Origin of the sequence: Streptomyces sp. NBC_00224 (assembly GCF_041435195.1) — a bacterium.
GTDB lineage: Bacteria > Actinomycetota > Actinomycetes > Streptomycetales > Streptomycetaceae > Streptomyces.
This window is the reverse complement of sequence record NZ_CP108106.1, coordinates 1,285,722-1,307,783: the sequence shown is the minus strand read 5'-3', so window position 1 is coordinate 1,307,783 and position 22,062 is coordinate 1,285,722. Positions and strand designations below refer to the sequence as shown.

General features: G+C 73.1%; 20 protein-coding genes. 11 read left to right on the top strand and 9 right to left on the bottom strand.

Annotation, left to right across the window (positions count from 1 at the left end; all coding sequences use genetic code 11):
- The first annotated feature begins 43 nt into the window (after positions 1 to 43).
- Positions 44 to 571, top strand: coding sequence for a hypothetical protein (locus OG965_RS05745; RefSeq protein ID WP_371649786.1), 528 nt, complete (start codon positions 44 to 46; stop codon positions 569 to 571).
- Between the two features lie 256 nt (positions 572 to 827).
- On the opposite strand, the gene OG965_RS05740 is transcribed toward OG965_RS05745, so the two are convergent.
- Positions 828 to 1,196, bottom strand: coding sequence for a hypothetical protein (locus OG965_RS05740; RefSeq protein ID WP_371649784.1), 369 nt, complete (start codon positions 1,194 to 1,196; stop codon positions 828 to 830).
- Complete coding sequence (locus OG965_RS05735; protein WP_371649782.1) at positions 1,193 to 1,513, bottom strand: hypothetical protein; 321 nt, start codon at positions 1,511 to 1,513, stop codon at positions 1,193 to 1,195. Before OG965_RS05735 ends, OG965_RS05740 begins: the two co-directional genes overlap by 4 nt.
- A gap of 75 nt (positions 1,514 to 1,588) precedes the next feature.
- On the opposite strand from OG965_RS05735, the gene OG965_RS05730 reads away from it, so the two are divergent.
- Genes OG965_RS05730 through OG965_RS05720 form a run of 3 tightly spaced genes read left to right on the top strand, consistent with a single transcriptional unit; the run spans position 1,589 to position 3,983 of the window.
- A complete protein-coding gene (locus OG965_RS05730; protein WP_371649780.1) occupies positions 1,589 to 2,083 on the top strand; it encodes a hypothetical protein in 495 nt (164 codons plus the stop codon).
- A 36-nt stretch (positions 2,084 to 2,119) separates the two neighbouring features.
- A complete protein-coding gene (locus tag OG965_RS05725; RefSeq protein ID WP_371649778.1) occupies positions 2,120 to 3,457 on the top strand; it encodes an MFS transporter in 1,338 nt (445 codons plus the stop codon).
- On the top strand, positions 3,450 to 3,983 hold the full coding sequence (locus OG965_RS05720; protein ID WP_371649776.1) for a GNAT family N-acetyltransferase: 534 nt from the start codon (positions 3,450 to 3,452) through the stop codon (positions 3,981 to 3,983). The genes OG965_RS05725 and OG965_RS05720 overlap by 8 nt, the downstream gene beginning before the upstream one ends.
- A 16-nt stretch (positions 3,984 to 3,999) precedes the next feature.
- On the opposite strand, the gene OG965_RS05715 is transcribed toward OG965_RS05720, so the two are convergent.
- The 4 genes from OG965_RS05715 to OG965_RS05700 form a co-directional block, all read right to left on the bottom strand.
- Positions 4,000 to 4,779, bottom strand: a complete 780-nt coding sequence (locus OG965_RS05715) for a VOC family protein (protein ID WP_371649773.1) — start codon at positions 4,777 to 4,779, stop codon at positions 4,000 to 4,002.
- A gap of 247 nt (positions 4,780 to 5,026) precedes the next feature.
- Positions 5,027 to 5,587 (bottom strand): VanZ family protein, encoded by a 561-nt coding sequence (locus OG965_RS05710; protein ID WP_371649771.1) that lies wholly within the window; start codon positions 5,585 to 5,587, stop codon positions 5,027 to 5,029.
- Positions 5,588 to 5,627: 40 nt separating this feature from the next.
- Positions 5,628 to 6,509 (bottom strand): diacylglycerol kinase family protein, encoded by an 882-nt coding sequence (locus tag OG965_RS05705; protein WP_371649769.1) that lies wholly within the window; start codon positions 6,507 to 6,509, stop codon positions 5,628 to 5,630.
- Positions 6,510 to 6,573: 64 nt separating this feature from the next.
- A complete protein-coding gene (locus OG965_RS05700; RefSeq protein WP_371649767.1) occupies positions 6,574 to 8,172 on the bottom strand; it encodes an FAD-binding oxidoreductase in 1,599 nt (532 codons plus the stop codon).
- Positions 8,173 to 8,270: 98 nt separating this feature from the next.
- On the opposite strand from OG965_RS05700, the gene OG965_RS05695 reads away from it, so the two are divergent.
- The 4 genes from OG965_RS05695 to OG965_RS05680 all read left to right on the top strand — a co-directional run bounded on the left by OG965_RS05695 (position 8,271) and on the right by OG965_RS05680 (position 13,244).
- Entirely contained in the window at positions 8,271 to 8,870 is a 600-nt protein-coding gene (locus tag OG965_RS05695; protein WP_283145062.1) for a TetR/AcrR family transcriptional regulator, read from the top strand.
- Positions 8,867 to 10,450 (top strand): glycerol-3-phosphate dehydrogenase/oxidase, encoded by a 1,584-nt coding sequence (locus OG965_RS05690; RefSeq protein ID WP_371649765.1) that lies wholly within the window; start codon positions 8,867 to 8,869, stop codon positions 10,448 to 10,450. The genes OG965_RS05695 and OG965_RS05690 overlap by 4 nt, the downstream gene beginning before the upstream one ends.
- A 135-nt stretch (positions 10,451 to 10,585) precedes the next feature.
- A complete protein-coding gene (locus tag OG965_RS05685; RefSeq protein ID WP_371649763.1) occupies positions 10,586 to 11,788 on the top strand; it encodes a serine hydrolase domain-containing protein in 1,203 nt (400 codons plus the stop codon).
- An 85-nt stretch (positions 11,789 to 11,873) separates the two neighbouring features.
- Positions 11,874 to 13,244 carry a S41 family peptidase gene (locus OG965_RS05680; RefSeq protein WP_371649761.1) on the top strand — a complete coding sequence of 457 codons (1,371 nt, stop codon included), beginning with the start codon at positions 11,874 to 11,876 and terminating at the stop codon, positions 13,242 to 13,244.
- Between the two features lie 45 nt (positions 13,245 to 13,289).
- On the opposite strand, the gene OG965_RS05675 is transcribed toward OG965_RS05680, so the two are convergent.
- From OG965_RS05675 to OG965_RS05665, 3 genes are all read right to left on the bottom strand, one after another.
- On the bottom strand, positions 13,290 to 16,103 hold the full coding sequence (locus tag OG965_RS05675; RefSeq protein WP_371649759.1) for an alpha/beta hydrolase family protein: 2,814 nt from the start codon (positions 16,101 to 16,103) through the stop codon (positions 13,290 to 13,292).
- A 227-nt stretch (positions 16,104 to 16,330) separates the two neighbouring features.
- Positions 16,331 to 17,578, bottom strand: a complete 1,248-nt coding sequence (locus OG965_RS05670) for an IS701 family transposase (protein ID WP_371649757.1) — start codon at positions 17,576 to 17,578, stop codon at positions 16,331 to 16,333.
- Between the two features lie 534 nt (positions 17,579 to 18,112).
- Positions 18,113 to 18,949, bottom strand: coding sequence for a BTAD domain-containing putative transcriptional regulator (locus tag OG965_RS05665; RefSeq protein ID WP_371649755.1), 837 nt, complete (start codon positions 18,947 to 18,949; stop codon positions 18,113 to 18,115).
- A gap of 216 nt (positions 18,950 to 19,165) precedes the next feature.
- Here OG965_RS05665 and OG965_RS05660 point away from each other — a divergent pair, with 216 nt between their 5' ends.
- The 3 genes from OG965_RS05660 (at position 19,166) to OG965_RS05650 (ending at position 22,055) form a co-directional block, all read left to right on the top strand.
- Positions 19,166 to 19,903 carry an SDR family NAD(P)-dependent oxidoreductase gene (locus OG965_RS05660; RefSeq protein ID WP_371649753.1) on the top strand — a complete coding sequence of 246 codons (738 nt, stop codon included), beginning with the start codon at positions 19,166 to 19,168 and terminating at the stop codon, positions 19,901 to 19,903.
- 108 nt (positions 19,904 to 20,011) lie between these two features.
- Positions 20,012 to 20,959, top strand: a complete 948-nt coding sequence (locus OG965_RS05655) for a zinc-binding dehydrogenase (protein WP_371649751.1) — start codon at positions 20,012 to 20,014, stop codon at positions 20,957 to 20,959.
- A 136-nt stretch (positions 20,960 to 21,095) separates the two neighbouring features.
- Entirely contained in the window at positions 21,096 to 22,055 is a 960-nt protein-coding gene (locus tag OG965_RS05650) for an MBL fold metallo-hydrolase (RefSeq protein ID WP_371649749.1), read from the top strand.
- Positions 22,056 to 22,062 lie beyond the last annotated feature (7 nt).

The following is a 22,062-nucleotide window of genomic DNA, read 5'->3' as shown; positions in this document are numbered from 1 at the left end:
CAGCGGCGAGTCGGAGGGGGCGTGCCGGGGAAGGGTCCGGGGCGTGACTGACTCGGCCCTCTGGATCTCGTCGTTGACCGCCGGCACGGCCGTGCTCGCCAGCTGGGTCACCAGCCGCGGCACGGCCCGCGCGGCCCAGATCCAGGCCGCCGCCACCGAGCGGACCCAGCGCACCCTCCGGATCAGCGAGGCTCGGCGGTCGGCCTATGTGAGCCTGATCGAGCAGGCGCACAAGATGGCGGAGCTGTACTGGACGGTGTCGGACATCCACAAGTCGGGCGGCAGCCACGCCGAACAGCTCCCCGCGCTGCGAGAGGTGCAGTCCAGCCTGCGGGTGGAGTACGGCAGGCTCCGCCACTTCATATGGGTGATCAACCTGGAGGGCCCGGACAACGTGGCCGCGGCCGCCGAGACGCTCAGGCTCTCGACCCGCCCTCCGCACCGGGCACTTGGAGCGTCCATCGAGGGCGAGCCGGACGCCGTCGCACTGTTCGACCAGTGCTACGACCCCTTCTGGGAGTCGGTCCTGGCTTTCGTCTCCGCCGCCCGCACAGCGGTGCACGACTTGTAGACGGCCGCGGAGTCGAGCCACACCGCCTGGTCATCGACGCTGTGTTCCTCGGCGAGCGGGGTGACCCGGCCGGTGGCGAGGTTGAGCACCGACAGGCGCCACCCGTGCCGGGGGTTGCCGTCGCGCGCGGCCTTGAACGCGATCCGGGTGCCGGTCCGCGACCGTGACCGGCCAGTCCTCCAGGGTGGGTACGAGAGCGTCGGTGCGGGTGTCGAGGATGCCGGCCCGGGTGGAGAAGCGTCCGCCGTTGTAGGAGTCACGGGTGACGAACACCGTCCAGGCGGAGGCACAGCCCCGTGCCCACCGCCGCGTGGAACCTCGCGCACTTCAGCCGGGAGACCGTCCTGGGGGTGCCGGGTGCTCCCGAGGGTACCGCGATCAGCCGTCCGTGGCTGTCGGACGCGGTGCTCAACGCCGCGAGCCCGGGCCCTTCCCGGACGGACGGGGACACGGGCAGCAGGGACACCGCGCCCTGCCCGGCCACCGCGGCCGGGGTGTCCGGACGAGCCGCGACGATGGCAGAGCCGGCCAGTACCGCCAGCGCGGTGAAACCGATCGACGCACTCACCACACGGCGTCGGGGCGAGCGCGAGACGTGGGTGAGCCAGGTGGTCCGGGCGGTCATCGGACGGTCTCCTTCATGGGGTGGCCCCGCAGGGCCGTCATCGTGACGCCCAGGGCCACCGGCACGGCGACCAGAGCGGCCCTGGACGCGGTGGCCGGGCCCCAGGCGGCCCAGGCGAGGCCGAAGGCGACGGACGAGGCGAAGTAGGCGAGGGCCTGGGCGGTCTGGACGCAGGCCAGTCCCGTCGTCCGCAGGGCCTCGGGGAACGCGGGGGCCGCGAGCGCCATGAGCACTCCGTCCGTGGCCGCGTAGAACGCCCCGTACAGGCACAGGCAGGCCACGGTCGCCGGTGTGCCCGACAGCGGGCTGCCGAGCATCAGATACACCCCGCCGAGGTCCTGCGCTTCGACTCACCGCCGTACCACACGGCGGGCGGGCCCAACCCGACCGAGGTGGAGCGACTCGGGCGGGGCGTGGTGTACTCCGCGTCCGCCGTGCGCAGCACCTCGTCGTCGGTCGAGGCCGAGTCGAACGGCTCCCTGCCGGTGGTGCGCCCCTCCAGCCTGCTCTCCGCCCTGACGGGCCTCTTCGAGACGGCCTGGCGCTCCGCCTACCCGATGTATCTGAGCGGTCAGGTGCCGCGTGCGCTGCGCCCCGTCCAGCGCCGCATCCTGGAGCTGCTCGGCACCGGGGTGAGCGACGACAACATCGCGGACCTGCTCGGCATCAGCCGCCGCACCCTGTCGAGGAACCTGGAACAGCTCCACCAGCTCGCGGGGTCCGTCTCCCGCTTCCAGCTCGCGCTGCACGCGGCACGCCACGACTGGATCCGACGAACCGCTCTCCACGACGCGCCCTGGCCCGGCCGGGACCTGACTTCGTCCGCCGGCGGACGGGCCGCACCCGCGCACGCTTCGAAGGCGAGCTCGCCTGCCGTGGAGAAATGATGAGACTTCGCGTGCGCCGCGTACTACCCTCCCCGAATGCCTCAACTCACCGGTGACGAGCCCTTGTCCGGGCGGTCGCGCTCGCTGTCGCGCGACCGCGACTTCGGCGTCTTCTGGGCCGCGCAGACCCTCTCCGTCGTCGGTGACTCGTTCGCCCTGATCGCCCTGCCGCTGCTGGTGCTGCACGCGACGGGCTCGGTCGCGCAGATGGGCCTGCTGACCGGCGCCGCGGGCGCGGCCGCGGTCGGCGCGGGGGTGTTCGCCGGGGTCGTGGTCGACCGGCTGGACCGCAGGAAGCTGCTGATCGCGTGCGACCTCGCCCGCCTGGTGCTGTACGCGCTGATTCCGCTGGTGTGGGCGTTCGGCCCGCAGATCTGGCTGCTGTACGTGGTCCTTCCGCTGGCCGAGACCGTCGGGATGCTGTTCTCCGTCACCTACGTCACCGCTGTACGGGCGCTCGTGCCGGGCGACCGCATCACGGAGGCCAACGGCAGGCTCAACGCGACGGCGGCGGCGGCCGGAGTCGTCGGGCCGCTGCTCGCGGGCGTGCTGGCGGCGTGGCTGGGCCCGGCGGCGGCCGTCGCCGTGGACGCGGCGAGCTTCGGGGTGTCGGCCGCCTGCCTGAGCTTCGTACGGTTCAAGGGCCGTACCGCGCCGTCCGATGACGCGGTGCCGGGCCCTCGGCGGGAGTCGATGGGCAAGGAGTTCGCCGCCGGGGTGTCGTTCCTGCGGCGGCATCCGGTGCTGCGGAGCCTCACCGTTCTGCTGTCGGTCTTCAGCTTTCTGACGCTCGGTCTCAACGACTTGATCATCTATCACCTCAAGCACGACCTCGGCCAGGGCGACGGCGCGGTCGGCACCGTCTTCGCCGTGGGCGCCCTGGGCACGGTCGTCGGCGCGCTGCTCGTCGCCCGGATCCGCCACCGGCTCGGCTTCGGCGCGACCTGGACCGGCGGCGTCGCGGTCTGCGGGCTCGCCCTGGCGGCGATCGGCTCGGCCGGGAGCGTGGCGGGCATCGCGGCCCTGACCGCCGCGTTCCTCGGGTGCGTCAGCGTGTCGGGGACCTGCTCGATGTCGCTGCGGCAGGAAGTGACCCCGGACCATCTGCTCGGCCGGGTCACCTCGGCCTTCTGGACCATCCACTACTCGGCGGCCCCCATCGGCGCGGCCGTCCTCACCTGGGCCGCGCAGCGCTACGGAACGGGGTCGGTGTGCCTGGTCGCCGGGGCGTGCTGTCTGCTCACCGCGGTGCTCGCGCTGTTCACCCCGGTCCGCGCGCGCCGCCCCGAGCAGGCCGGGCCGGTCGCGGGCGGCCCCGTCCTGAGCGGGCCTGGCCAGGAGTCGGCCCGTAGTGGATCATGTCGAGATGACTGATCCACTTTCCTCGGCGCCGCTTGCCGCGGTGCGGCTGCCCGGGTACACGAAGGCCGACCAGAGCGAGATCCTGGGCGATGGCGCCGATCCCTTCGGTGTCGCGGACGCCGGTCTGACCTGGCTGCCCAAGGAGGACCACTTCGGTGTCCGCCACGAGGGCCGGCTGGTGGCGCACGCGGGACTGCTGCCGCTGCGGATGTCGATCGGCGGCGCCGACACACAGGTGATGGGCGTCGGCGGGGTGGCCGTCGCCGCGGCTCTGCGCGGGCACGGTCTGGCGCGGCTGGTCGTGGGCGCGGCTCTGGACCACGCGCGCACCAGGGGGCCGCGGCACGCGCTCCTGTTCTGCCGGCCACCGCTCGTCGCCCTCTATCAGCGCCTCGGCTGGCGGACCCTCGACCGGGACGTCGAAGTGGAGCAGCCCGCAGGCCCCGTCGTCATGCCGCTGCGGACCATGTGGATCCCGCTGCACGACGACGAGCCGTGGCCCGACGGCCCGGTGAGGCTGCTCTCGTACCCCATGTGAGTGCCGGACGGCGAGGTCAGGCCATCCGCGGGTCGGGCTTGAGGATGGCGAAGGGGGCGCCGTGGGGGTCGGCGAGCCAGGCGATCCGGCCTACGTCCGGCACGTCCGCCGCGGGCATGATGACCGAGCCGCCGTGCTGCTGCGCCCGCCCGACCGTGGCATCCGCGTCGGCCACCGCGAAGTACGGGATCCACCGCGGCTCCATGCCCTCCTGGGCCGGGGCGAGGCCGCCGAACGAGGCGTTCTTCTGGTCGCCCTCGGCGGTGGACAGCACGGTGTAGGTCATGCCGGGGGACTCCATCTCCTGGGACCGCCAGCCGAACAGGGAGCGGTAGAAGGAGAGCGCGGCCGGTACGTCCTTGGCGTGCAGTTCGGCCCAGAGCAGCGTGTCGTCCTGGCACGTCACCTCCAGGCCCTTCGTGGCGGCGGGCTGCCAGACGGAGAACTCGGCGCCGCCCGGGTCGGTGAGACAGGCCATCCGTCCGGCGTCCATGACGTCGAAGGGCTCCGCCCGGACCTTCCCGCCGGCCTTCTGGACCGCCTTGGCGGTGGCGTCCGCGTCCGGCGTCTGGAAGTACACCGTCCAGGCCGGGCTCGCACCCTCCTCGGTGAGCGGACCCAGGGCGGCGACCGTCTTGCCGTTCTTTTGGAAGAAGCCGTACCCGCCGGCGTCGGGGCCCGCGGACTGGAAGTCCCACCCGAAGACGCCGCTGTAGAAGTCCGCCGCGGCCGCCGTGTCGGGGCTGCCGAGGTCGAGCCAGTTGGGTGCGCCGGTGACGAAGTCGGTGCTGAGCATGGTTGCGTGCCTGCCTTTCGCGGGTCTGGCCGTGAGGGCGGGGAGTCCGCGGCCGGGCCGGTGTACTCCCGGGGGCGAACCAGCCCATAACGGATCGTAGTGACAGACCCCGCATCGGGCATACGGAACGGCGGAACGGGTGACGTCCGGACGGACACGGCCCGGCCGCGCGCGGGCGTGCGGGCCGCGCACCACCGGGTGAGGCCGGTCGCGGACTTCAGCAGTCCTCAGCGGCCTTCAGCGGTCCTCAGCGGCGAGGTGCGGCGGCCCGCCGTTCGCCGAAGCGCCACGTCCGGCTCGTCTTCCCGCCCGCGCGCCGCCGCTCCCCGAGGTGGTGGAAGCCGCGTCCCATGCGGCGGCCGAGCACCAGATAGCCGAGCAGCGCCCCGGACGTGTTGAGCAGCACGTCGTCCACGTCGAACGCGCGCCCCTCGACCAGTGCCCCCTGCGCCAGCTCGATGAAGACCATCACGACGACCGTGTACAGCAGTACGCGCACCGCCCGCAGCCGTCGGCGCACCAGCACCGGCAGGATCAGCCCGAAGGGCGCGCCCAGCAGCAGATTGCCGCCGGCCTGCCGGCAGGCGTCGAGGAACGTGTAGTCGTCGGCGTACTGGCGCAGTGAGTGCCCCGGCCGCAGATTCGACCCCGCGATGTCGCGCGACGCGGGCGACGGGGTGAGGGTCACCTCGGCGAGGACGACGGAGAACGCGACCAGCGCCGCGATCGCCACCACCGTGATCAGAATCCGAACGGCCATGACCCGCCTGGCCGTTCGTGCCTTGGCCCGCTCGACTTGAGTGGTCATGCCGTGCGGATTCCCCGTAACACGGACGGTACGCCCCGGGTCACGCCAGCAGGGTCAGCGCTCCCGGCAGGACGCGCGCGGTGACCGGCAGGACGGCCTCGACCTCACCGTCCGCCCCGTACGGCAGGGGGCGGTCCGCCTCGATGCGCACTTCGCGGCCGCGCAGGATCTCCACCTGCGGCCGGTGGACGTGGCTGCCGTCCTCCAGCTCCTTCATGACCTTGAAGAACAGGCGGCGGGGGGAGTCGTTGAGGATGACCACGTCGAGGAGTCCGTCGTCCACCGCAGCGCCCGGCGCGATGTGCCGACCGAAGCCGTAGAAGCCGGAGTTGGCGGCGATGACGGTGTAGCCGCTGCGCTCGTGGAGCGTGCCGTCGATGGTGATGCGGTAGTGGGCGGTGCGCCAGCCGAGGACCGCGCGCAGTCCGCCCATGTAGTACGAGGCGGCGCCGCGCAGCAGCCGCGAGGCGTTGGCGTGCCGGTTGGCCACCGCGTCGACCCCGGCGTAGACGCTGCCGAGGACGGCGACCTTGTCGTGCACGGCCGATTCGACCTCGATGGCGTCGACCTTCCTGGGCGCGCCGCGCAGCAGGAGCTCGGCCAGCGCGGCGGGCTCGGAGGGCAGCCCGAGCGCGCGGGCGAAGTCGTTGCCGCGCCCGGCCGGCACGATGCCCACGAGGGCGTCGGTGCCGGCCAGGGCCCCGGCCACGCATCCCGCCATGCCGTCGCCGCCGACCCCGAGCACCACGCGGCCCTGTTCGGCGGCCCGGCGGGCCAGCGTCCGTGCGTGATCGAGGCCGCGGCTGTACTCGACCTCCAGCTCCGCACCCCCTTCGCGCAGCAGCCGGGCCAGCGGGATCAGGGCGGCGGCGCCCTGTGACCCGCCCGCGGTGGGGTTGACGACGGCCGTGAACTGTCGCATGGCTACGCTCCGATGGGCGACGACGGTGTTGCTTGCGGGCGGGGTACGCGGGTGCTGCGCGCGGTCAGACGGCGGGCAGCGGCGGCAGCAGGATCCCGGGGTTCAGGATGCCTGCCGGGTCGAGCCGGTCCTTGACCGCGTGCAGGACCTCGACGCCGAGCGGGCCGATCTCCCGGGCGTACCAGTCGCGGTGGTCGGTGCCGACGCCGTGGTGGTGGCTGATGGTGCCGCCGGCGGCGAGGATGGCGTCGTTGGCCGCCCGCTTGGCCGGGGCCCAGTGTGCCACCGGCTCCTTGCCCTGGGCGCTGACCACCGTGAAGTAGAGCGAGGCGCCCGCCGGGTAGACGTGCGAGACGTGGCACATCACCAGCGGCGGGGTGCCCGCGTCGGTGAGGGACTGGGTGAGGGCGGTGCGCACGGCCTCGTACAGGGCGGGGATGTCCGACCAGAACGCGGCCGTCTCCAGCGTCTCGGCGAAGGCGCCGGCGTCCAGGAGCGCGTCGCGCAGATAGGGCGCGTTGTAGCGGCCGTGGGCCCAGCCGGTGCCCGGGTCCTCGCCGAGCGGCTCGCCCTGCGCCGCGCTCAGTGCGGTGTGCACGCGCGCCTTGCGGTGGGCGACCTCGTCGGCGGTGCCCTCGTACCCGACGATCGCCAGGCAGCCCGCGTCGGAGGCGAGGCCACCGCCGATGGCGTCCGGCTTGGCCAGGCCGATCATGGTCTCGGTCTCGTCGGACAGCCGCAGCACGGTGGGCATCGGCCCGTCCTGGGCGAGCGTACGCAGGGCGGCCTGCCCCTGGGCGAAGGACGGGAAGCGCCAGCCTTCGTAGACCTTGGCCCGGGCCGTGGGGTGGATTCGTACGGTCACCGAGGTGATGACGCCGAAGGCCCCCTCGGAGCCGAGGACCAGCTGGCGCAGATCCGGTCCGGCGGCCGAGCGCGGGGCCCGGCCGAGGTCCAGGGTGCCGCGCGGGGTGGCGACCTGAAGGGCCGTCACCATGTCGTCGAAGCGCCCGAAGCCCGCGGAGGCCTGGCCGCTGGAGCGGGCGGCCGCGAACCCGCCGACCGTCGCCCACTCGAAGGACTGCGGGAAGTGGCCGAGCGTGTAGCCCTGTTCGGCGAGCAGCGCCTCCACCTCGGGGCCGCGCAGCCCGGGTTGCAGGGTGGCGGTGCGCGAGACCTCGTCGAGGGCGACGAGGCGGTTCATACGGCGCAGGTCGAGCGCGACGAAGGCGTCGTGCGCCTGGGGGGCCAGTCCGCCGACGACGGAGGTGCCGCCGCCGAAGGGGACGACGGCGACCCGGTGCTCGGTGCACGCCGTGAGGACGGCCAGGACCTCGTCGTGGTCGGCCGGCAGCACCACGGCGTCCGGCGCGTCGCCGACCTCACCGGCCCGGATGCGCAGCAGGTCGGGGGTGGACTTGCCGCGGGTGTGGCGCACCCGGGTCTCGTCGTCGCCGTGTACGTGCGCCTCGCCGACCGCCGCCACCAGGGCGGCCCCGGCCGCCTCGGTCAGCCGCGAGGGGCCGGGCGTGACGGCCGCGAGGGCCTTCGCCGGGGCGTCCGCCGGGCGCACCCCCAGCAGGTCCCGCAGCAGGCCCACCACTTCTTCGGGCAGTGGCGCCGCCTTGGCCGGATCGCCCCAGCCACTCCACAGCATGTCCACCGAACCCACCTGATCACCCGCTTCGTCGCGCAGTTGTTCCGGTCCCACGGCGTGGGGGGCGGCTTGCCGTCGCCCGTTCCGTCGTTACACTGTGACAGATGAAGCCCATTCGTCACAACCGTCGGGACGACGAGGCGGTGCTCGACGCCGCCCGGGACTGCGTTCTCGCGGTCGGCGTCCGCCGGACGACCCTCACCGACGTCGCACGCCGGGCCGGGGTCTCCCGCATGACCATCTACCGGCGCTGGCCCGACGTGCGCACCCTGGTGGGCGACGTCATGACACGGGAGTGGGTGTCCGTCACCCTCGGGGACACGCCCACGACCGACACCACCCGACCCGTGCGCGAGCAGTTGGTCGACGGGCTGGTGGCGGGGCTGCGCGCCTTCCGGTCCCATCCGCTGCTGTGCAAGATCCTCGACGTCGACCCGGAACTGCTGCTGCCGTACCTCTTCGACCGCCGGGGCGCCAGCCAGGACGCGCTGCTCGCCTTCGTCCAGGAGGCGCTGGAGCAGGGGCACGCGGACGGTTCGGTACGCGCCGACCACCCGCTGCGCCAGACCAGGTCGCTCTTCCTGGTGATCCAGTCCTTCGCGCTCTCACTGCAGACCATGACCGACGCGGCGGACCCCGAACTCGCCGACGAAGCGTTCTACGACGAGCTCCGGCACATCCTTGAGAGGACCCTCGCCCCATGAGCCGTACCGAACCCCGCTCGGACTCCTTCTCCCTCACCGCCGCCCGCCGCGCCCGCGAACTGGACGGGCTGGCCGCCGGGACGGCCGTCGACGTCCTGGTCATCGGCCTCGGCGCGACCGGCGCCGGAGCCGCCCTGGACGCCGCCTCGCGCGGCCTGTCGGTCGCCGCGATCGACGCGTACGACCTGGCGTTCGGCACCTCCCGCTGGAGCTCCAAGCTCATCCACGGCGGACTGCGCTACCTGGCCTCCGGGCAGCTCGGCGTCGCGCACGAGAGCGCGGTGGAGCGCGGGGTGCTGATGGAGCGCACCGCCCCCCACCTGGTGCGTGCGCAGCCGTTCGTGCTGCCCCTCACCTCGCTGACCTCCCGGCGCAACGCGGCGGTCGTGCAGGCCGGGCTGCACGCGGGCGACCTGCTGCGCATCTCGGCGGGCACCGCACGGCGCACCCTGCCCGGCCCGCGCCGGCTCTCGGCCGTCGAGACCCTGCGGACCGCGCCCGGTCTGCGCCCGCACGGTCTGTACGGCGGGCTGCTCTCCTGGGACGGCCAACTGGCCGACGACGCCCGCCTGGTGACCGCCATCGCCCGCACGGCCGCCGGACACGGGGCACGCATCCTGACCCGGACCCGCGCCCTGTCCGTCACCGGCTCCGGCGCCCTCGTACGTGACGAACTGACCGGGCAGGAGCTGACCATCCGGGCCCGGGCGGTCGTCAACGCCACCGGCGTCTGGGCGGACCAGCTGGTCGACGGCGTCAAGCTGCGCCCCTCGCGCGGCACCCACCTGGTGCTGCGCGGCAGCACCCTGCCCGGCCTCACCGCCGGGCTGCACATCCCTGTCCCGGGCGAGAGCAACCGCTTCGTCCTGGTCCTGCCGCAAGGGGACGGCAGGGTGTACGTGGGGCTCACCGACGAGCCCGTCGACGGGCCGCTCCAGGACGAGCCCACGCCCCCCGAGTCCGACATCGGCTTCCTGCTCGACATCCTCAACACGGCCCTGGACACACCGGTCCACCGCGACGACGTGGTGGGCGCCTTCGCCGGGCTGCGGCCGCTCCTCGACGACGCCCCCGACGGCGCGCCGGGCGGCCGCACCTCCGACATCTCGCGGCGGCACGCGGTGCTGACGTCGAGCGAGGGCGTCGTGACCGTCGTCGGCGGCAAGCTGACCACCTACCGGCGGATGGCCCAGGACGCCCTCGACGCCGCGCTGACCGCCCGGGGCATGTCGGCGGCGCCCTGCCGCACCGCGCGACTGCCCCTGGTCGGCGCCGCCGCGCCCGCGGAGCTCGCCGCCCTGCCGGTACCGCGCAGGCTGCTCACCCGGTACGGGACCGAGGCCACCGCCCTGCACGCGCTCGGCGAGGCAGACCCCCGGCTGCGCGAACCGGTGGCCGAAGGAGTGGAGACCACCCGGGCCGAACTGTGGTGGGCGGTCAGGCACGAGGGCGCGCTCGACGAGTCCGACCTCCTCGACCGCCGCACCCGCGTCGGCCTGGTGCCCACCGACCGGGCCGCGGCCCTCGACGCGGCGCGCGAGGCACTGGACGCGGCGGCGCACGAGCCGGCCGGGTCCTGAGCCGCTTCGGGACACCTGCCCAGGGCCAGCAGGGAGACGTGGCCCTGGGCCGGATGGAGCAGTGTGAAGGCGTGAGACGCCAGGGCGTCTGATGCTGGGTCAGGGGAAACGGGCGAGCCGGACCCGGCCGCTGCCATGCCTTCAGGAGGTACCCACGTGGTCGCACACCCGCCCGGACGCCGTGCCCGTCTGCCGCTGGCCGTCGCCGCTCTGCTCGCCGCCGCGTCGGCCGGCGCACTCGTCCAGCCCGCGCAGGCCGCGCAGACGCCTCCGCCGCCGCAGGACCGGGGGCTGCAACGAAGGCTCGATCAACTCGTGGGCGCGGTCGGCGGCCCGCCCGGCGTCATCGCCGTACTGAAGCGGGGCGACCGGGCCGAGGTCTACCGGGCCGGGGTCGCGGACATCGAGACCGGGCGGCCACCCCGCCCCACCGACCACATGCGGCTCGCCAGCCTCTCCAAGGCGTACAGCGGGGCCGTGGCCCTGCGGCTGGTCGACCAGGGGCGGCTGACGCTGGACACCACCATCGGCAGGCGCCTGCCGGGACTGCCCGCCGCCTGGCGCAAGGTGACACTGCGTCAGCTGCTCAACCACACCAGCGGGCTCCCCGACTTCACCGCCTCCGACGACTTCCGCGGGATCCTCAGCGAGGACCCCCACCACGTCTTCGACTCGCGCAGGCTCCTTGAGTTCGCCGCCGGGGAACCGCTCGCCTTCCCGCCGGGCTCGCGCTACCAGTACTCCAACTCCGACAACATCGCCGTCGCGCTCATGGCCGAGGCCGCGACGGGCCGCCGCTACGAGGACCTGCTCAAGCACCTCGTGTACCACCCACTGGGCCTGCGGCAGACCAGCCTGCCCCAGGGTTTCCGGCTGCCCGAGCCGTATCTGCACGGCTATGCGGTCGACCCGCCCGCCCCGCCCGAGGACGTCACCGAGCTCTTCGGCTCCTCGGGCCTCTGGGCGTCCGGGGCCGTCGTGGCGACCCCGAAGGACCTCGGCCGGTTCATCCGCGGCTACGCCGGAGGAAGCCTCCTGTCCGCGCACACCCGCAAGGAACAGCTGAAGTTCGTCCCCGGTGGCGCGTCCGAACCGGCGGGCCCGGGCGTCAACTCGGCCGGACTGGCGATCTTCCGTTACGCCACCCGCTGCGGCGTGCTGTACGGCCACACCGGCAACACCGCCGGATACACCCAGCTGGCCGCCGCGACACCGGACGGCAAAAAGTCCCTGACGTTCTCGATCACGACGCAGACCAGCAAGAGCATCAAGCCCGCGCTCCTTGCCCAAGTGCGCAAGGCGCAGGAGGACTTCGCGTGCGCGCTGCTGCGGCGCTGAGGGGGAGGTCCGGGGGATATCCCCACCCGCCACTCACCGGCCTGCCGGATGTTCCCGCCCAGGTCAGGCGGGCCACCATGACTGCATGATCACGCAGTTCAGGAAGACCGCGGCGCTCGTCGCCGGACTGTGCGCGCTCGGCGCACTGACCACCACCGGTATGGCGGACGCCGCGGAACGGCCCGGCCCCGACGGCCTGTGGCAGGTCGACGACTACGGGACCGTGCTCGACGTACACGGCGGGCGTCTCGACACCTACCAGGTGACGGCCGTCAGCTGTCTGAAGGGCGTCGCGGGCACCCGCGAGAAGGGCGCCCCGGCGCGGTACGCGATGACAGACGGAGACGTATACACCCTCCGCGCCGGGTCGCGGGCGAAGATGCACATCGACGGGGCGCCGGGGGACCGCTCCCTGCGACGGCTCGCCGCACTGCCCGCCACCTGCCGCGCACCGCAGCCCGGCGCGTTCGACGTCTTCTGGCGGACGTTCCAGGAGAACTACCCCTTCTTCGCCGCCAAGGGGATCGACTGGCAGGAGGTGCGCGACCGCTACCGGCCGCGCGCCGAGGCGGCGCGCACGGACGCCGAGCTCTACGACATCCTCACCGAGATGGTCGCGCCACTGCACGACGCACATGTCGTCGTCTCCGCCGACAAGACCGGGTTCTTCGGCATGACCCGCCCCGGGACCGTCGTACCCGGCCCCGACCTCGACGCCAAGGTCACGGCGTTCGTCGAGCGGCGCGATCTGGCGGGACGGCCGCTCCAGCGGTACGCGGGCGGCCGGATCGGGTACGCCGACGTGCCCGCGCCGGGCGGCGCAAGCTACGGCTATCTGCGGCTCTCCGCGTTCAGCGGCTACAGCGAGCGGAACACCTACGCGGCGAACCGCGCCGAGCTCGACCGCGCCCTCGACGCGATCCTCACCCCCGACCGGGTGCACCGGCTGCGCGGGCTGATCCTCGACGTACGCATCAACGGCGGCGGTTCCGACAGCCTCGGCCTTGACCTCGCCGCCCGCCTCACCGACCGCCCGTACTTCGCCTACGCCAAGCGCACCCGTCACACCGCGCCCCAGCCCCAGCACGTCCGCCCGTCCGCCGCCACGCGCTACGCCGGACCGGTCGCGCTGCTCACCGGAGGGTCGACGTTCAGCGCGGGGGAGACGTTCACCCAGGCCATGATGGAGCGCCCCGCGCCGACGACACGGATCGGGGAGCCCACCCAGGGTGTCTTCTCCGACGTGATGGAGCGCGGGCTGCCGGGCGAGGGCCACGGGAAGTGGTGGTTCGGGCTGCCCAACGAGGAGTTCCTGACCCGCGACGGCAGGACGACGTTCGACGGGACCGGTGTACCGCCCCTGCTGCCCGAACCCGTCTTCACGGACACGGAGTTCGCCCACGACAGGGATTCGGCGTTCGACCGTGCGGTGGGGTGGCTGGGGGACAGGCCCTAGGGCGTGGACCCCGGCTCTCTTCCGAGCGCCGGGGTCCGGTCGGCCTTACGAGGCGTCGCGTACGGTCCCGGTGAACTCCGGGCCGGGGTGCGGCTCCCAGGACGTGTCGTACGTGATCAGACGGGCCCGCAGCGACTCCACCGGCTCGCTGAGTCCGTCCTTGACCGTGGGCACGGTCACGTCGGTGCTCAACCGACCCGCGGGCACGGTGGCCACGAGGGAGGGGCCGTCCACCACCTTGGAGAGCGGCCGGGCCGGGGCGGGGGACGCGTCGAAGGTGTCCTTGAGCCACTGCGGGCTGACATCCAGGGTGGACAACTCCGCGCCCTTGCCGACCGGCAGCAGGGCGAACTCGCCCATGACGTCCGCGTCGGCGGCCGTCGACAGGGAGACCCGCCAGGTCAGCGCCTGGCCCTCGACCACGTGGTCCGCGACGGGTGTCGCCGTGACCGTCGGCATCGGGTCGTCGTTCTGCGCGGTGACGCCACCGCGGTGCGAGCCGACCACCGTGCCGCGCACCGCCTTGACGAACGCGTCATGGGAGACGTCGTAGCCGTAGCGGGTGTTGCCCCGGACCGTCACCGGCACGTCGAGGTCATGCCTGCCCGGCCGTACCGTGACCGTGCGGACCGCGACCTTGTCCGTGCCCGGCTCGGGCACGAACAGCCGGACCTGGCCGCTGCCTTGGCCCGAGACCCGTACCGGGACGCGGTAGGTACGCGTACCGGAGTCGCCCTCCTTGACCGTCAGCCGGCCGATGTCGACCCGGGGCATCTCGGGTGCGTGCACGGCCGGGGTGCCGGGCTTCCAGCCCCAGGCGTCCATCAGCCACGCCTGCCCGCTCCTGGTGCGCGGGGTCAGCTCCAGGGCCGCGACCCGCTTCAGGTCGAGCCCGGCGCGGGCGGCGGCGGACAGCGGCATACGGACCTCACGCCCCCAGTACGAGGCGGTGCGCCCGGTGCCCGGCAGCCCGTCGACGCGTGCCCGGCCCAGCGTGGCCCGGTGGCCCGAGGCGTCGACGAGGGTGACGTCCAGCTGGGTGCCGGTGGTGTTCGGCGGGACGATCACCCGTAGCGCCAGCGCTTCGCCGCCCGCCAGGGAGACCGGCCGCGCGGGCCGCACGGCGACCGCCGAACCCGCGCTCGACCAGCGCAGCGCCACCGCGTCGCGGCCGGGCTCCCGCGCGGCCTCCCACCCCGCGAAGTGCGGCGACGCCCCTTCGGTGTCGGGCGGCAGACAGGCGCGGGCCGGATCGGGGTCGACCTGGGCGCACACCCGCCCGCCGGACACGGCGAGTCCGGGGCCCGGCAGGAACGCCGGGGTGCGGTGGGCGCCGACCGCGTGGGACAGCACCCGGGCGGGGTCCGCCGAGGGCGCTCGGCGGCCGGAGCCGTCGAGGAGCGGGCGCACCCGGTCGTCGCCCGCGACGAACAGCCGGGCCGCCGCCGCGATGTAGGTGGCGCCCGCCTGCTGCTGCCCGGTCGCGGTCAGCCGGGTCCTGGTACCGGGCGCGCAGACCCGGTCGGGGGTGTCGTCGGAGCCGAAGTCGTCCGTGGCGGGCGCCTTGGCCTGGCCGGGGGTCCACTCGCTGTTGAAGAAGTTGTGGTTGGCGCCGACCATGTACACCGCGCTGTGCAGCGCGGCGCCGCGGCTCACTCCGCGCGTGCCGTCGACGTATATCTCGCCCTGCAGATCGGACACATCGCCGTCACAGCCCGGCAGGATGGTCAGCGAAGGCACGTCGGGGGCGGGGTTCTGGCCGAAGATCGTCGGGCCGATCAGGACGGTGCCGCGGATGTTCCAGCGGACCGGGCCGTGGTAGCCGTCCTGGTCGGCGGCCGGTGCGTAGAGGCTGTCGAGGGCCGCCCGGTTGACGCCCTCGCCGCCCCGGGAGTGGCCGACCAGCAGCACACGGGACGGGTCCGGCGGTGCGACGGCGCGCACGGCGGCGGGTGCGCCGGACCGCTTCGCGGCCCACTGCGCCCAGCGGGCCAGATGCAGACGGACCAGGGACGAACGGGCCTGGGCGCCGCCGTCGTCGACGTTGCCGTCCTGCCCGTTGATGCCGTTGGCGGCGATCGACACGGTCACATAGCCCTGCGAGGCCAGGAGCTGCTGGGCGCGCAGATAACCCTCTTCGCTGGGCACCGGCAGCGCACCGGCCTTGCACGGCCACTCGCCGCCGTCCTCGCCGGTGGTGGTGTAGCAGGTGTAGTGGCGGCCGTGCAGGAACAGCGCCAGCGGGCGCTTGCCCGGGGCGTTCGTCGGTCCCACCACGGTGCCGCGCATCTCGACCGGAGCCTTGAAGCCGGGCAGCCGCACCGAGTCGAGGGTGTACGCGCCCCGGGCCGTGCGGTACGGGCCGGGCACTCCGGGATCCACCTGGTTCGCGGGGAGCGGGGCTTCCGGCTGCGGGGCGGCGGGGGCGAGGCCGGTGGGCGGAGGTGTGGTGTGCCCGGCCCCGGCATCCGTCCCGGCCGCGTCGAGGCGGCGGCCACCCGCCAGCACCTTCAGCTCGGCGGCCGACCCGATCCGCGCGCCGTCGAGCGCCAGATGGAAGGAGTGCCGGTCCCGCGCGGCCACCGGCCGCCCGAGGAGCCGGTCCCCGGCGTGGAACTCGACCCGGGCATCGCCCATGGGCACCGGGTCGGGGGAGGTCCAGATGAGCTGCCGGGCGGCGCCGGTGCCGCTGATCCGCCAACCCGGCGGCAGACGGTCGCCGTCGGCGGTCTTGGACAGGGGGTTCGCCAACGGCCGGGCGGACAGGGCGGACGGCTGCGCCTGTGCCAGTTCCGGTGACACCGCCGCCAGCGTGAGTACCGCCAGGGTGGCGGTCACGATGCGTTTCACACGTATCAAAGTGGTCGTCCTCGTCATCGTTCTCGTCGAGCGCCCCGGGCAATGCCGAGGGCTCTTCGTTTTCCGGAGGACGGCAACTGATGGGCGGGGGTTGCCCCGTGGTGTGCGGCGCGCCGCGAGCATGGCCGGAACGCGGCCGGGTGGCGGATACTTGTCCGCCACCCGGGAAGGTCGCCGGGAGTGGGAACGCTCACTGACAGGTAGTCAGCTCCGGCCGTCACGGGTGGTCAGCCCCGACGCCGCCGACCCGCCCCCTCTGGGTCCGCCCCGTTCACCCCGGGCTCGTCCGCGTCCAGCACGGACACGGCGTGGGCCGCCGAGGCCAGGGTCACATGGCGGTGCCAGCCGGCGTAGGAGCGGCCGGTGAAGTCGCGGATGCCGAGGCGGTCGGTGGTCTCGCGGAAGTCGTGGTCGGCGCGTCGGACGAGTCGGCTCAGCCGCATCAGGGTGGGCAGCCGGGTCTCCGTCATATCGGTGAGCCACAGCTCCACGGGGCCCTGGCGGCGGCTCTCCGCCACACCCAGCAGGACCAGTTCGCCCGGTCCCGCCAACTGCCGCACGGCGGGCGAGGGGCGGACGCGGATCTTGGTGGTGAGGTGGATCGGCCGCCCGCTCTCGGGACCGCGTCCCGGCAGCGGGGCCGGGCGCATCCGGTCCCGGGCGGCGGTCATGATCTGGATGGCCTGCTGGACCTCCGGCATCCGCCCCTGCAGCCCGGGGTCGGTCACGGTGAGCTGGACCGCGCCGTTGATCCGGGCGAGGAAGGGGACGCCGGCGGCCCGGAACGACGCGATGGTGGAGGCCAGGTCCATGTGCCGGGCGTCCAGTACGACCGGCCGCTGCGGCAGCCCCCAGGCGCTCGCCGTCTCCACGGCCGCCTCGACCGCCGAGTCGCCCAGGGTGCGGTCGCCGAGGTCGTCGGGGATCGACGCCTGGCGGCGCCGCATGCGGTCGTTGAGCCAGGAGGACGACAGGTGCAGCCGCCAGTTGAGGGGCACGCTCATCCGCTCGGTGGCGGACCAGACGCCCACCGCCTGCTGGGCGTTGACGAGCTGGCCCAGCTCGGAGACGAACTGCCGGTCCACACCGACGGAGTTCTCACCGGTCTTGGGGATGACCATGGGCCGCACCACATACGCCAACGGCGGGTCCAGCTGGGTGATGTGACGGGCGAGCGATCGGCGCACCGGGACCCAGTCCCAGGTCGAGTCGCTCACGAAGTGGTGGAGGCTCTGCTCGGTGGCCGAACCACCCAGCAGGGCCGCCATGTTGCGTATCGAACGGCGCCCCTTCGCTCCGAGGAGACCGCGCAAGTACGCGATGCCCCTGAGGCGTTGGTCGCTGCGGCGCAAGGAGGCGAACAGCACCGTGCTCACCTCGGTGAGCACCCGCTCGTCCCAGGCCGCGGGTGTGCTGGGCCGGTGGCAGTCGTCGTCCGGCGGGCAGTTCTCCAGTATCTCGGCAACGGCGTTCATGAGTCCCCCGTGGACCTTGGAATGAGTGGGAGGAAGGCTCGCGCAGTCCGGCGAACCACTTGATTCCGGATCCAACGATGCTCGTCGCGCACTCGCGTGCCAAGGTAGAGGGGGCACCCTCTGACCGCTCCTGGGAGAGGGGTAACCTCCCTCCTGCCGCTTCCAATCTTCCGGCCCCCACTTCTTGCCGGAGACAACCGTCACACGTGCCGATCCGAGGTGGTGGCGGACACCACGGGGAACGGCATGCTCCGGCAAAGGGCAGGGCGGCCGACTGGCGTACTCTCCCCAATTCCCTGGTCAGGGCGCTGTTGTGGTGGTGGCCGAGGGCGGCGCATGTGTGGTCCGGCCACACTGGGCACACCCTGAAAGGACGCCGGAGCGGCGGTGCACCCTGCTACCGGCGGTACGGCCGCCGCGCTCAGCGTATGCCCGCGTCCTCGGCGGGAAACACCCTGCCGCGTATACGGAAAACGCCCGGCCGCGAAGACCGTGGAGGTCTTCGCGGCCGGGCGTTCCGGCGTGCTTTCAGGGTCAGGCCGAGCGGGCTCCGCTGTGGGCCAGCAGGTCGAGCGAGAGCAGCGGGATGGTCTCCCTGGGGGCGTCGATCACCGGGTCACAGGCCAGCACCGCCTGGTGGAGACGGTTCATCCGGGGGGACGGTTCGAGCCCGAGTTCGTCGCCCAGCATCCTGCGCAGCCGCTGTACGACCTCCAGCGCCTGGGTGCGTCGGCCGGAACGGCTCAGCGCCAGCATGAACTGGGCGTGCAGATTCTCATGGGTGGGATACGACGCGCACAGCGCGCTCAGTTCACCGAGAAGGTCATGGTGCCTGCCGAGCCTGAGATCGGCGTCGATGCGCTGTTCCTGGACGCTGATCCGGGTTTCCTCCAGGCCCGCCAGATGAATACGCAGAACGGGTCCCGCCTGGACGTCGGAGAGTGCCGATCCCTGCCACAACCCCAGTGCTGTCGACAGCAGTTCGGAAGCGGCGGCGTCGTTCTTACCGAGTTCGGACCTGCCCTGTCGTACGAGCTCGTGAAAGAGATTGACGTCGAGTTCCTCGGGGTGGACGGCGAGCAGATATCCGCCGTCCCTGGTCTGCAGCAATTCGCGCGCCGCCTTGAGGCTGCCGATGCGTGGCACCCGCTTCAGGATGCGCCTGAGCTGCAGAACGTACGACTGGAGCGTGGAAAGCCCGGTATCCGGGGGGCTTTCTCCCCACAGCTCCTCGATACATGTGCCGACCGTGACGACCTGATTGGCGTTGAAGACGAGCAGCGCGAGGAGCTGGCGCTGTTTGGGTGCCGTGGGGGCGTAATCGTGACCGTTTTCACGCACGCGCAGCGAACCGAGCACCGAGAATTCCATGACGACCTCTCGCTTGTTTCCCCGTAATAACGAAACCGGCGACGACCGACGGCTTCGTTGTTCAGCGAGACTATCCCCGGGGTCCGGGCAGCTCTCCCAGGAGAGTTCAGGATCCGTCAACTCGCTCCATCGCGGCCCCCCATCGGGAGTTCAGTCAGCCTCCCTCGGGATTCCGTAACGTCGGCCCCCGTCGACACGATCCCCGAGGAGGCACACGTGCGACTCGCAGGGAAGGTCGCCATCGTCACCGGTGGCACCAAAGGCCTGGGGTACGCGATCGCCCAGGCATACGCCAAGGAAGGGTGCCGCGTCGTCTGCGCCGCCCGCGAGCCCGACGAGGGACGCGAACTGCCGCCGGTGGGCGAGGGCGACCTCGCCTACCACCCCGTCGACGTCCGCGACCCGGACTCGGTGGAAGCACTGATGCGCGGCACGTACGAGGCATACGGCCGCCTGGACGTCCTGGTGGCCGGCGCGGGCGTCAGCCGGGCCGGTCCGGCCGAGCGGCTGGACGCCGCCCACTGGGCGGACGTCATCTCCACCAACCTCAACGGTACGTTTCTGTCCGTGCGTTCAGCGGTGCCGTACCTCTTGCGCGACGGCGGGGGCCGCGTCATCACCATGTCGTCGGCCCTGGCGACCCGGGTGGCCCCCGGCTCGTCGGCGTACGCGGCGTCGAAGGCCGGGATCGAGATGCTCACCCGGGTCGTCGCCGTCGAACTGGCGGGACAGCCCATCACGGTGAACTGCCTGAGCCCTGGCTTCATCGACGAGGGGATGGGGCGCCAGCTGGCCCGCCACGAAGCCCTCTGGGACTACTACCGCGGCAAGATCGCGGCCGGGCGCGCCGGGCGGGCCGAGGAGGTCGCCGACGCCGCGCTCTTCCTGGCCGACGACGGCTCCGACTACGTCAACGGCCATGTCCTGGAGGTCAACGGCGGGCTGAGGTGGTGACCGGCGACCACCCGCGGCCCGGACCTCGTACGCACCGCTGAGCAGCAACCCTCGTAACTTTCGTCGCCCTCGTAACCTTCCGAGAAGGAGATCCACAACCATGTCCCCATGGACCAAAGCGACTTGGGCGGAGGCCTCGTGAAGGCACTGGTGTCCGGTGACTCCGGACTGCGCCTCGACTCGGTCGCCGAGCCCGAGCCGCGCCCCGACCAGGCGCTCGTGGAGGTGCACGCGATCGCCGTCAACCGCGGTGAGCTCGCACTGATGGGGCAGCTTCCCCCGGGGTCCCGGCTCGGCTGGGACGTGGCGGGCACGGTCCTGCGCGCCGCCGCCGACGGGACCGGGCCCGCGGCCGGCACCCGCGTCACCGCGCTCGCCGAACGCGACGGCTGGGCCGAGCGGATAGCCCTGTCGCCGACCCGGCTCACCCCCGTGCCCAGCGGCATGGAGTGGCCCGCCGCCGCGGCTCTGCCGGTGGCCGGACTGACCGCGCTGTACGCACTGGAGTACGCGGGACCGCTGCTCGGCAGGTCCGTGCTGATCACCGGCGCGGGCGGCGGCGTGGGCCGGATGCTGGTGCAGCTCGCCGCCGCGGCCGGCGCCGAGGTGATCGCCCAGGTCGGCTCCCCGGGCCGCGCGGAGGGCCTGCGGTCCCTGGGCGCCCACACCGTCGAGACGTACGAGGAGGGCGACGCCACCGGCGGTCCGGTGGACGTCCTCGTCGACAGCGTCGGCGGGCGGGTGCTCGCCGGCGCCTTCGGGCGCGTACGGCCGGGAGGCACGGTCGTGTGCTACGGCAACACCGTGCGTGAGGAACTGCGGCTGCCGCTGGACTGGGGCCATGCGCGCCCCGGACTGCGGATCAGCTATCTCCACCTCTTCGACGAGGTGACCCGCCGCAGCGTCGCCCGGGACCTCGCCTCGCTGGTGCGCCTGGTGGCCGAGGGGCGGCTCACTCCCGAGGTCGCGGCCGTCGGGTCCTGGAGCGATCCCGAGCCCGCGCTCGACGCGCTGCGGCAGCGGCAGGCAAACGGCAAGGTCGTCCTCACCCTCTGAGACCTTCCTCCCCTGGGCCCGGCGGTTTGTGCGGACCGCCGGGCCCTCCCCCTGCCGTGACGCGGCCCGGGTCCCTCCAGCCGCCGGTCATCGGCGCACCTCCTGTCCTCCAGGAGGTCCGGCCACCGTGGAACGCATGAGCCTGCCATCCACAACGCCCTCCGACAGCCACCTCGCCCAGGTACCGCCGCCCCGAGTGGAGGAGGTGGCCGACCGGATCTTCGCGTACGTCCAGCCCGACGGGGGCTGGTGCCTGAACAACGCCGGGATCCTCGCCGGCCCCCACTCGGTGGCGCTCGTCGACACCGCGGCCACCGAGGCCAGGGCCCGCGCCCTGCGCGCCGCCGCGCTCGAACTCGGCGGCGCCGAGCCGCGCACCGTCCTGAACACCCATCACCACGGCGACCACACCTTCGGCAACGCCGTCGCCGCCCCGCACGCCACCGTCATCGCGCACGCGCACACCCGCGCCGAGATGGCCGAGAAGGGCGAGGGCCTCAAACACGTGTGGCCCGACACCGACTGGGGCGACCTCGGCGACCTCGGCCGCTCCCTGCCGATGGTGACCTTCGAGGACCGGCTGACGGTGTACGTCGACGAGCTGGCGGTCGAGCTGCTGTACGTGGGCCCGGCGCACTCCAACAACGACGTCGTGGTGTGGGTGCCCGAGCACCGGGTGCTGTTCGCGGGCGACGTCCTGATGCCGGGCTGCACGCCGTTCCTGCTCGCGGGGTCGATCGTCGGCTCCCTGGAGGCGATCGCGCGGCTGCGGGCGCTTGAGCCCCGTACCGTCGTGGGCGGGCACGGGCCGGTGGCCGGGCCCGAGGCCCTCGACGAGGCGGAGGCGTATCTGCGCTGGTTGCAGGAGGTCGCCAGGAAAGGGACCGAGGCGGGAATCAGTCCCTTCGAGGCGGCCCGCGACACCCAGCTCGGCGCGTACGCGGAGCTGCGCGACCCGGAGCGGCTGGTGGCCAATCTGCACCGCGCCTACTCCGAGGCGCTCGGCAAGCCCCTGGACACCCAGATCCGCTCGGCCCCGGTGATGGGCGAGATGGCCCGCCTCAACGGCGGGAGCGCACTGGTCTGTCTGGCCTGAGCTCTGT

What these genes read in the sequence shown, in the direction of transcription:
- OG965_RS05740 (WP_371649784.1), bottom strand. Translation starts at nt 1,196, where the DNA reads ATGACCGCCCGGACCACCTGGCTCACCCACGTCTCGCGCTCGCCCCGA.
- OG965_RS05655 (WP_371649751.1), top strand. Translation starts at nt 20,012, where the DNA reads ATGGACCAAAGCGACTTGGGCGGAGGCCTCGTGAAGGCACTGGTGTCC.
- OG965_RS05735 (WP_371649782.1), bottom strand. Translation starts at nt 1,513, where the DNA reads ATGCTCGGCAGCCCGCTGTCGGGCACACCGGCGACCGTGGCCTGCCTG.
- OG965_RS05725 (WP_371649778.1), top strand. Translation starts at nt 2,120, where the DNA reads ATGCCTCAACTCACCGGTGACGAGCCCTTGTCCGGGCGGTCGCGCTCG.
- OG965_RS05665 (WP_371649755.1), bottom strand. Translation starts at nt 18,949, where the DNA reads ATGGAATTCTCGGTGCTCGGTTCGCTGCGCGTGCGTGAAAACGGTCAC.
- OG965_RS05670 (WP_371649757.1), bottom strand. Translation starts at nt 17,578, where the DNA reads ATGAACGCCGTTGCCGAGATACTGGAGAACTGCCCGCCGGACGACGAC.
- OG965_RS05680 (WP_371649761.1), top strand. Translation starts at nt 11,874, where the DNA reads ATGATCACGCAGTTCAGGAAGACCGCGGCGCTCGTCGCCGGACTGTGC.
- OG965_RS05715 (WP_371649773.1), bottom strand. Translation starts at nt 4,779, where the DNA reads ATGCTCAGCACCGACTTCGTCACCGGCGCACCCAACTGGCTCGACCTC.
- OG965_RS05690 (WP_371649765.1), top strand. Translation starts at nt 8,867, where the DNA reads ATGAGCCGTACCGAACCCCGCTCGGACTCCTTCTCCCTCACCGCCGCC.
- OG965_RS05705 (WP_371649769.1), bottom strand. Translation starts at nt 6,509, where the DNA reads ATGCGACAGTTCACGGCCGTCGTCAACCCCACCGCGGGCGGGTCACAG.
- OG965_RS05710 (WP_371649771.1), bottom strand. Translation starts at nt 5,587, where the DNA reads ATGACCACTCAAGTCGAGCGGGCCAAGGCACGAACGGCCAGGCGGGTC.
- OG965_RS05685 (WP_371649763.1), top strand. Translation starts at nt 10,586, where the DNA reads ATGCCTTCAGGAGGTACCCACGTGGTCGCACACCCGCCCGGACGCCGT.
- OG965_RS05695 (WP_283145062.1), top strand. Translation starts at nt 8,271, where the DNA reads ATGAAGCCCATTCGTCACAACCGTCGGGACGACGAGGCGGTGCTCGAC.
- OG965_RS05650 (WP_371649749.1), top strand. Translation starts at nt 21,096, where the DNA reads ATGAGCCTGCCATCCACAACGCCCTCCGACAGCCACCTCGCCCAGGTA.
- OG965_RS05720 (WP_371649776.1), top strand. Translation starts at nt 3,450, where the DNA reads ATGACTGATCCACTTTCCTCGGCGCCGCTTGCCGCGGTGCGGCTGCCC.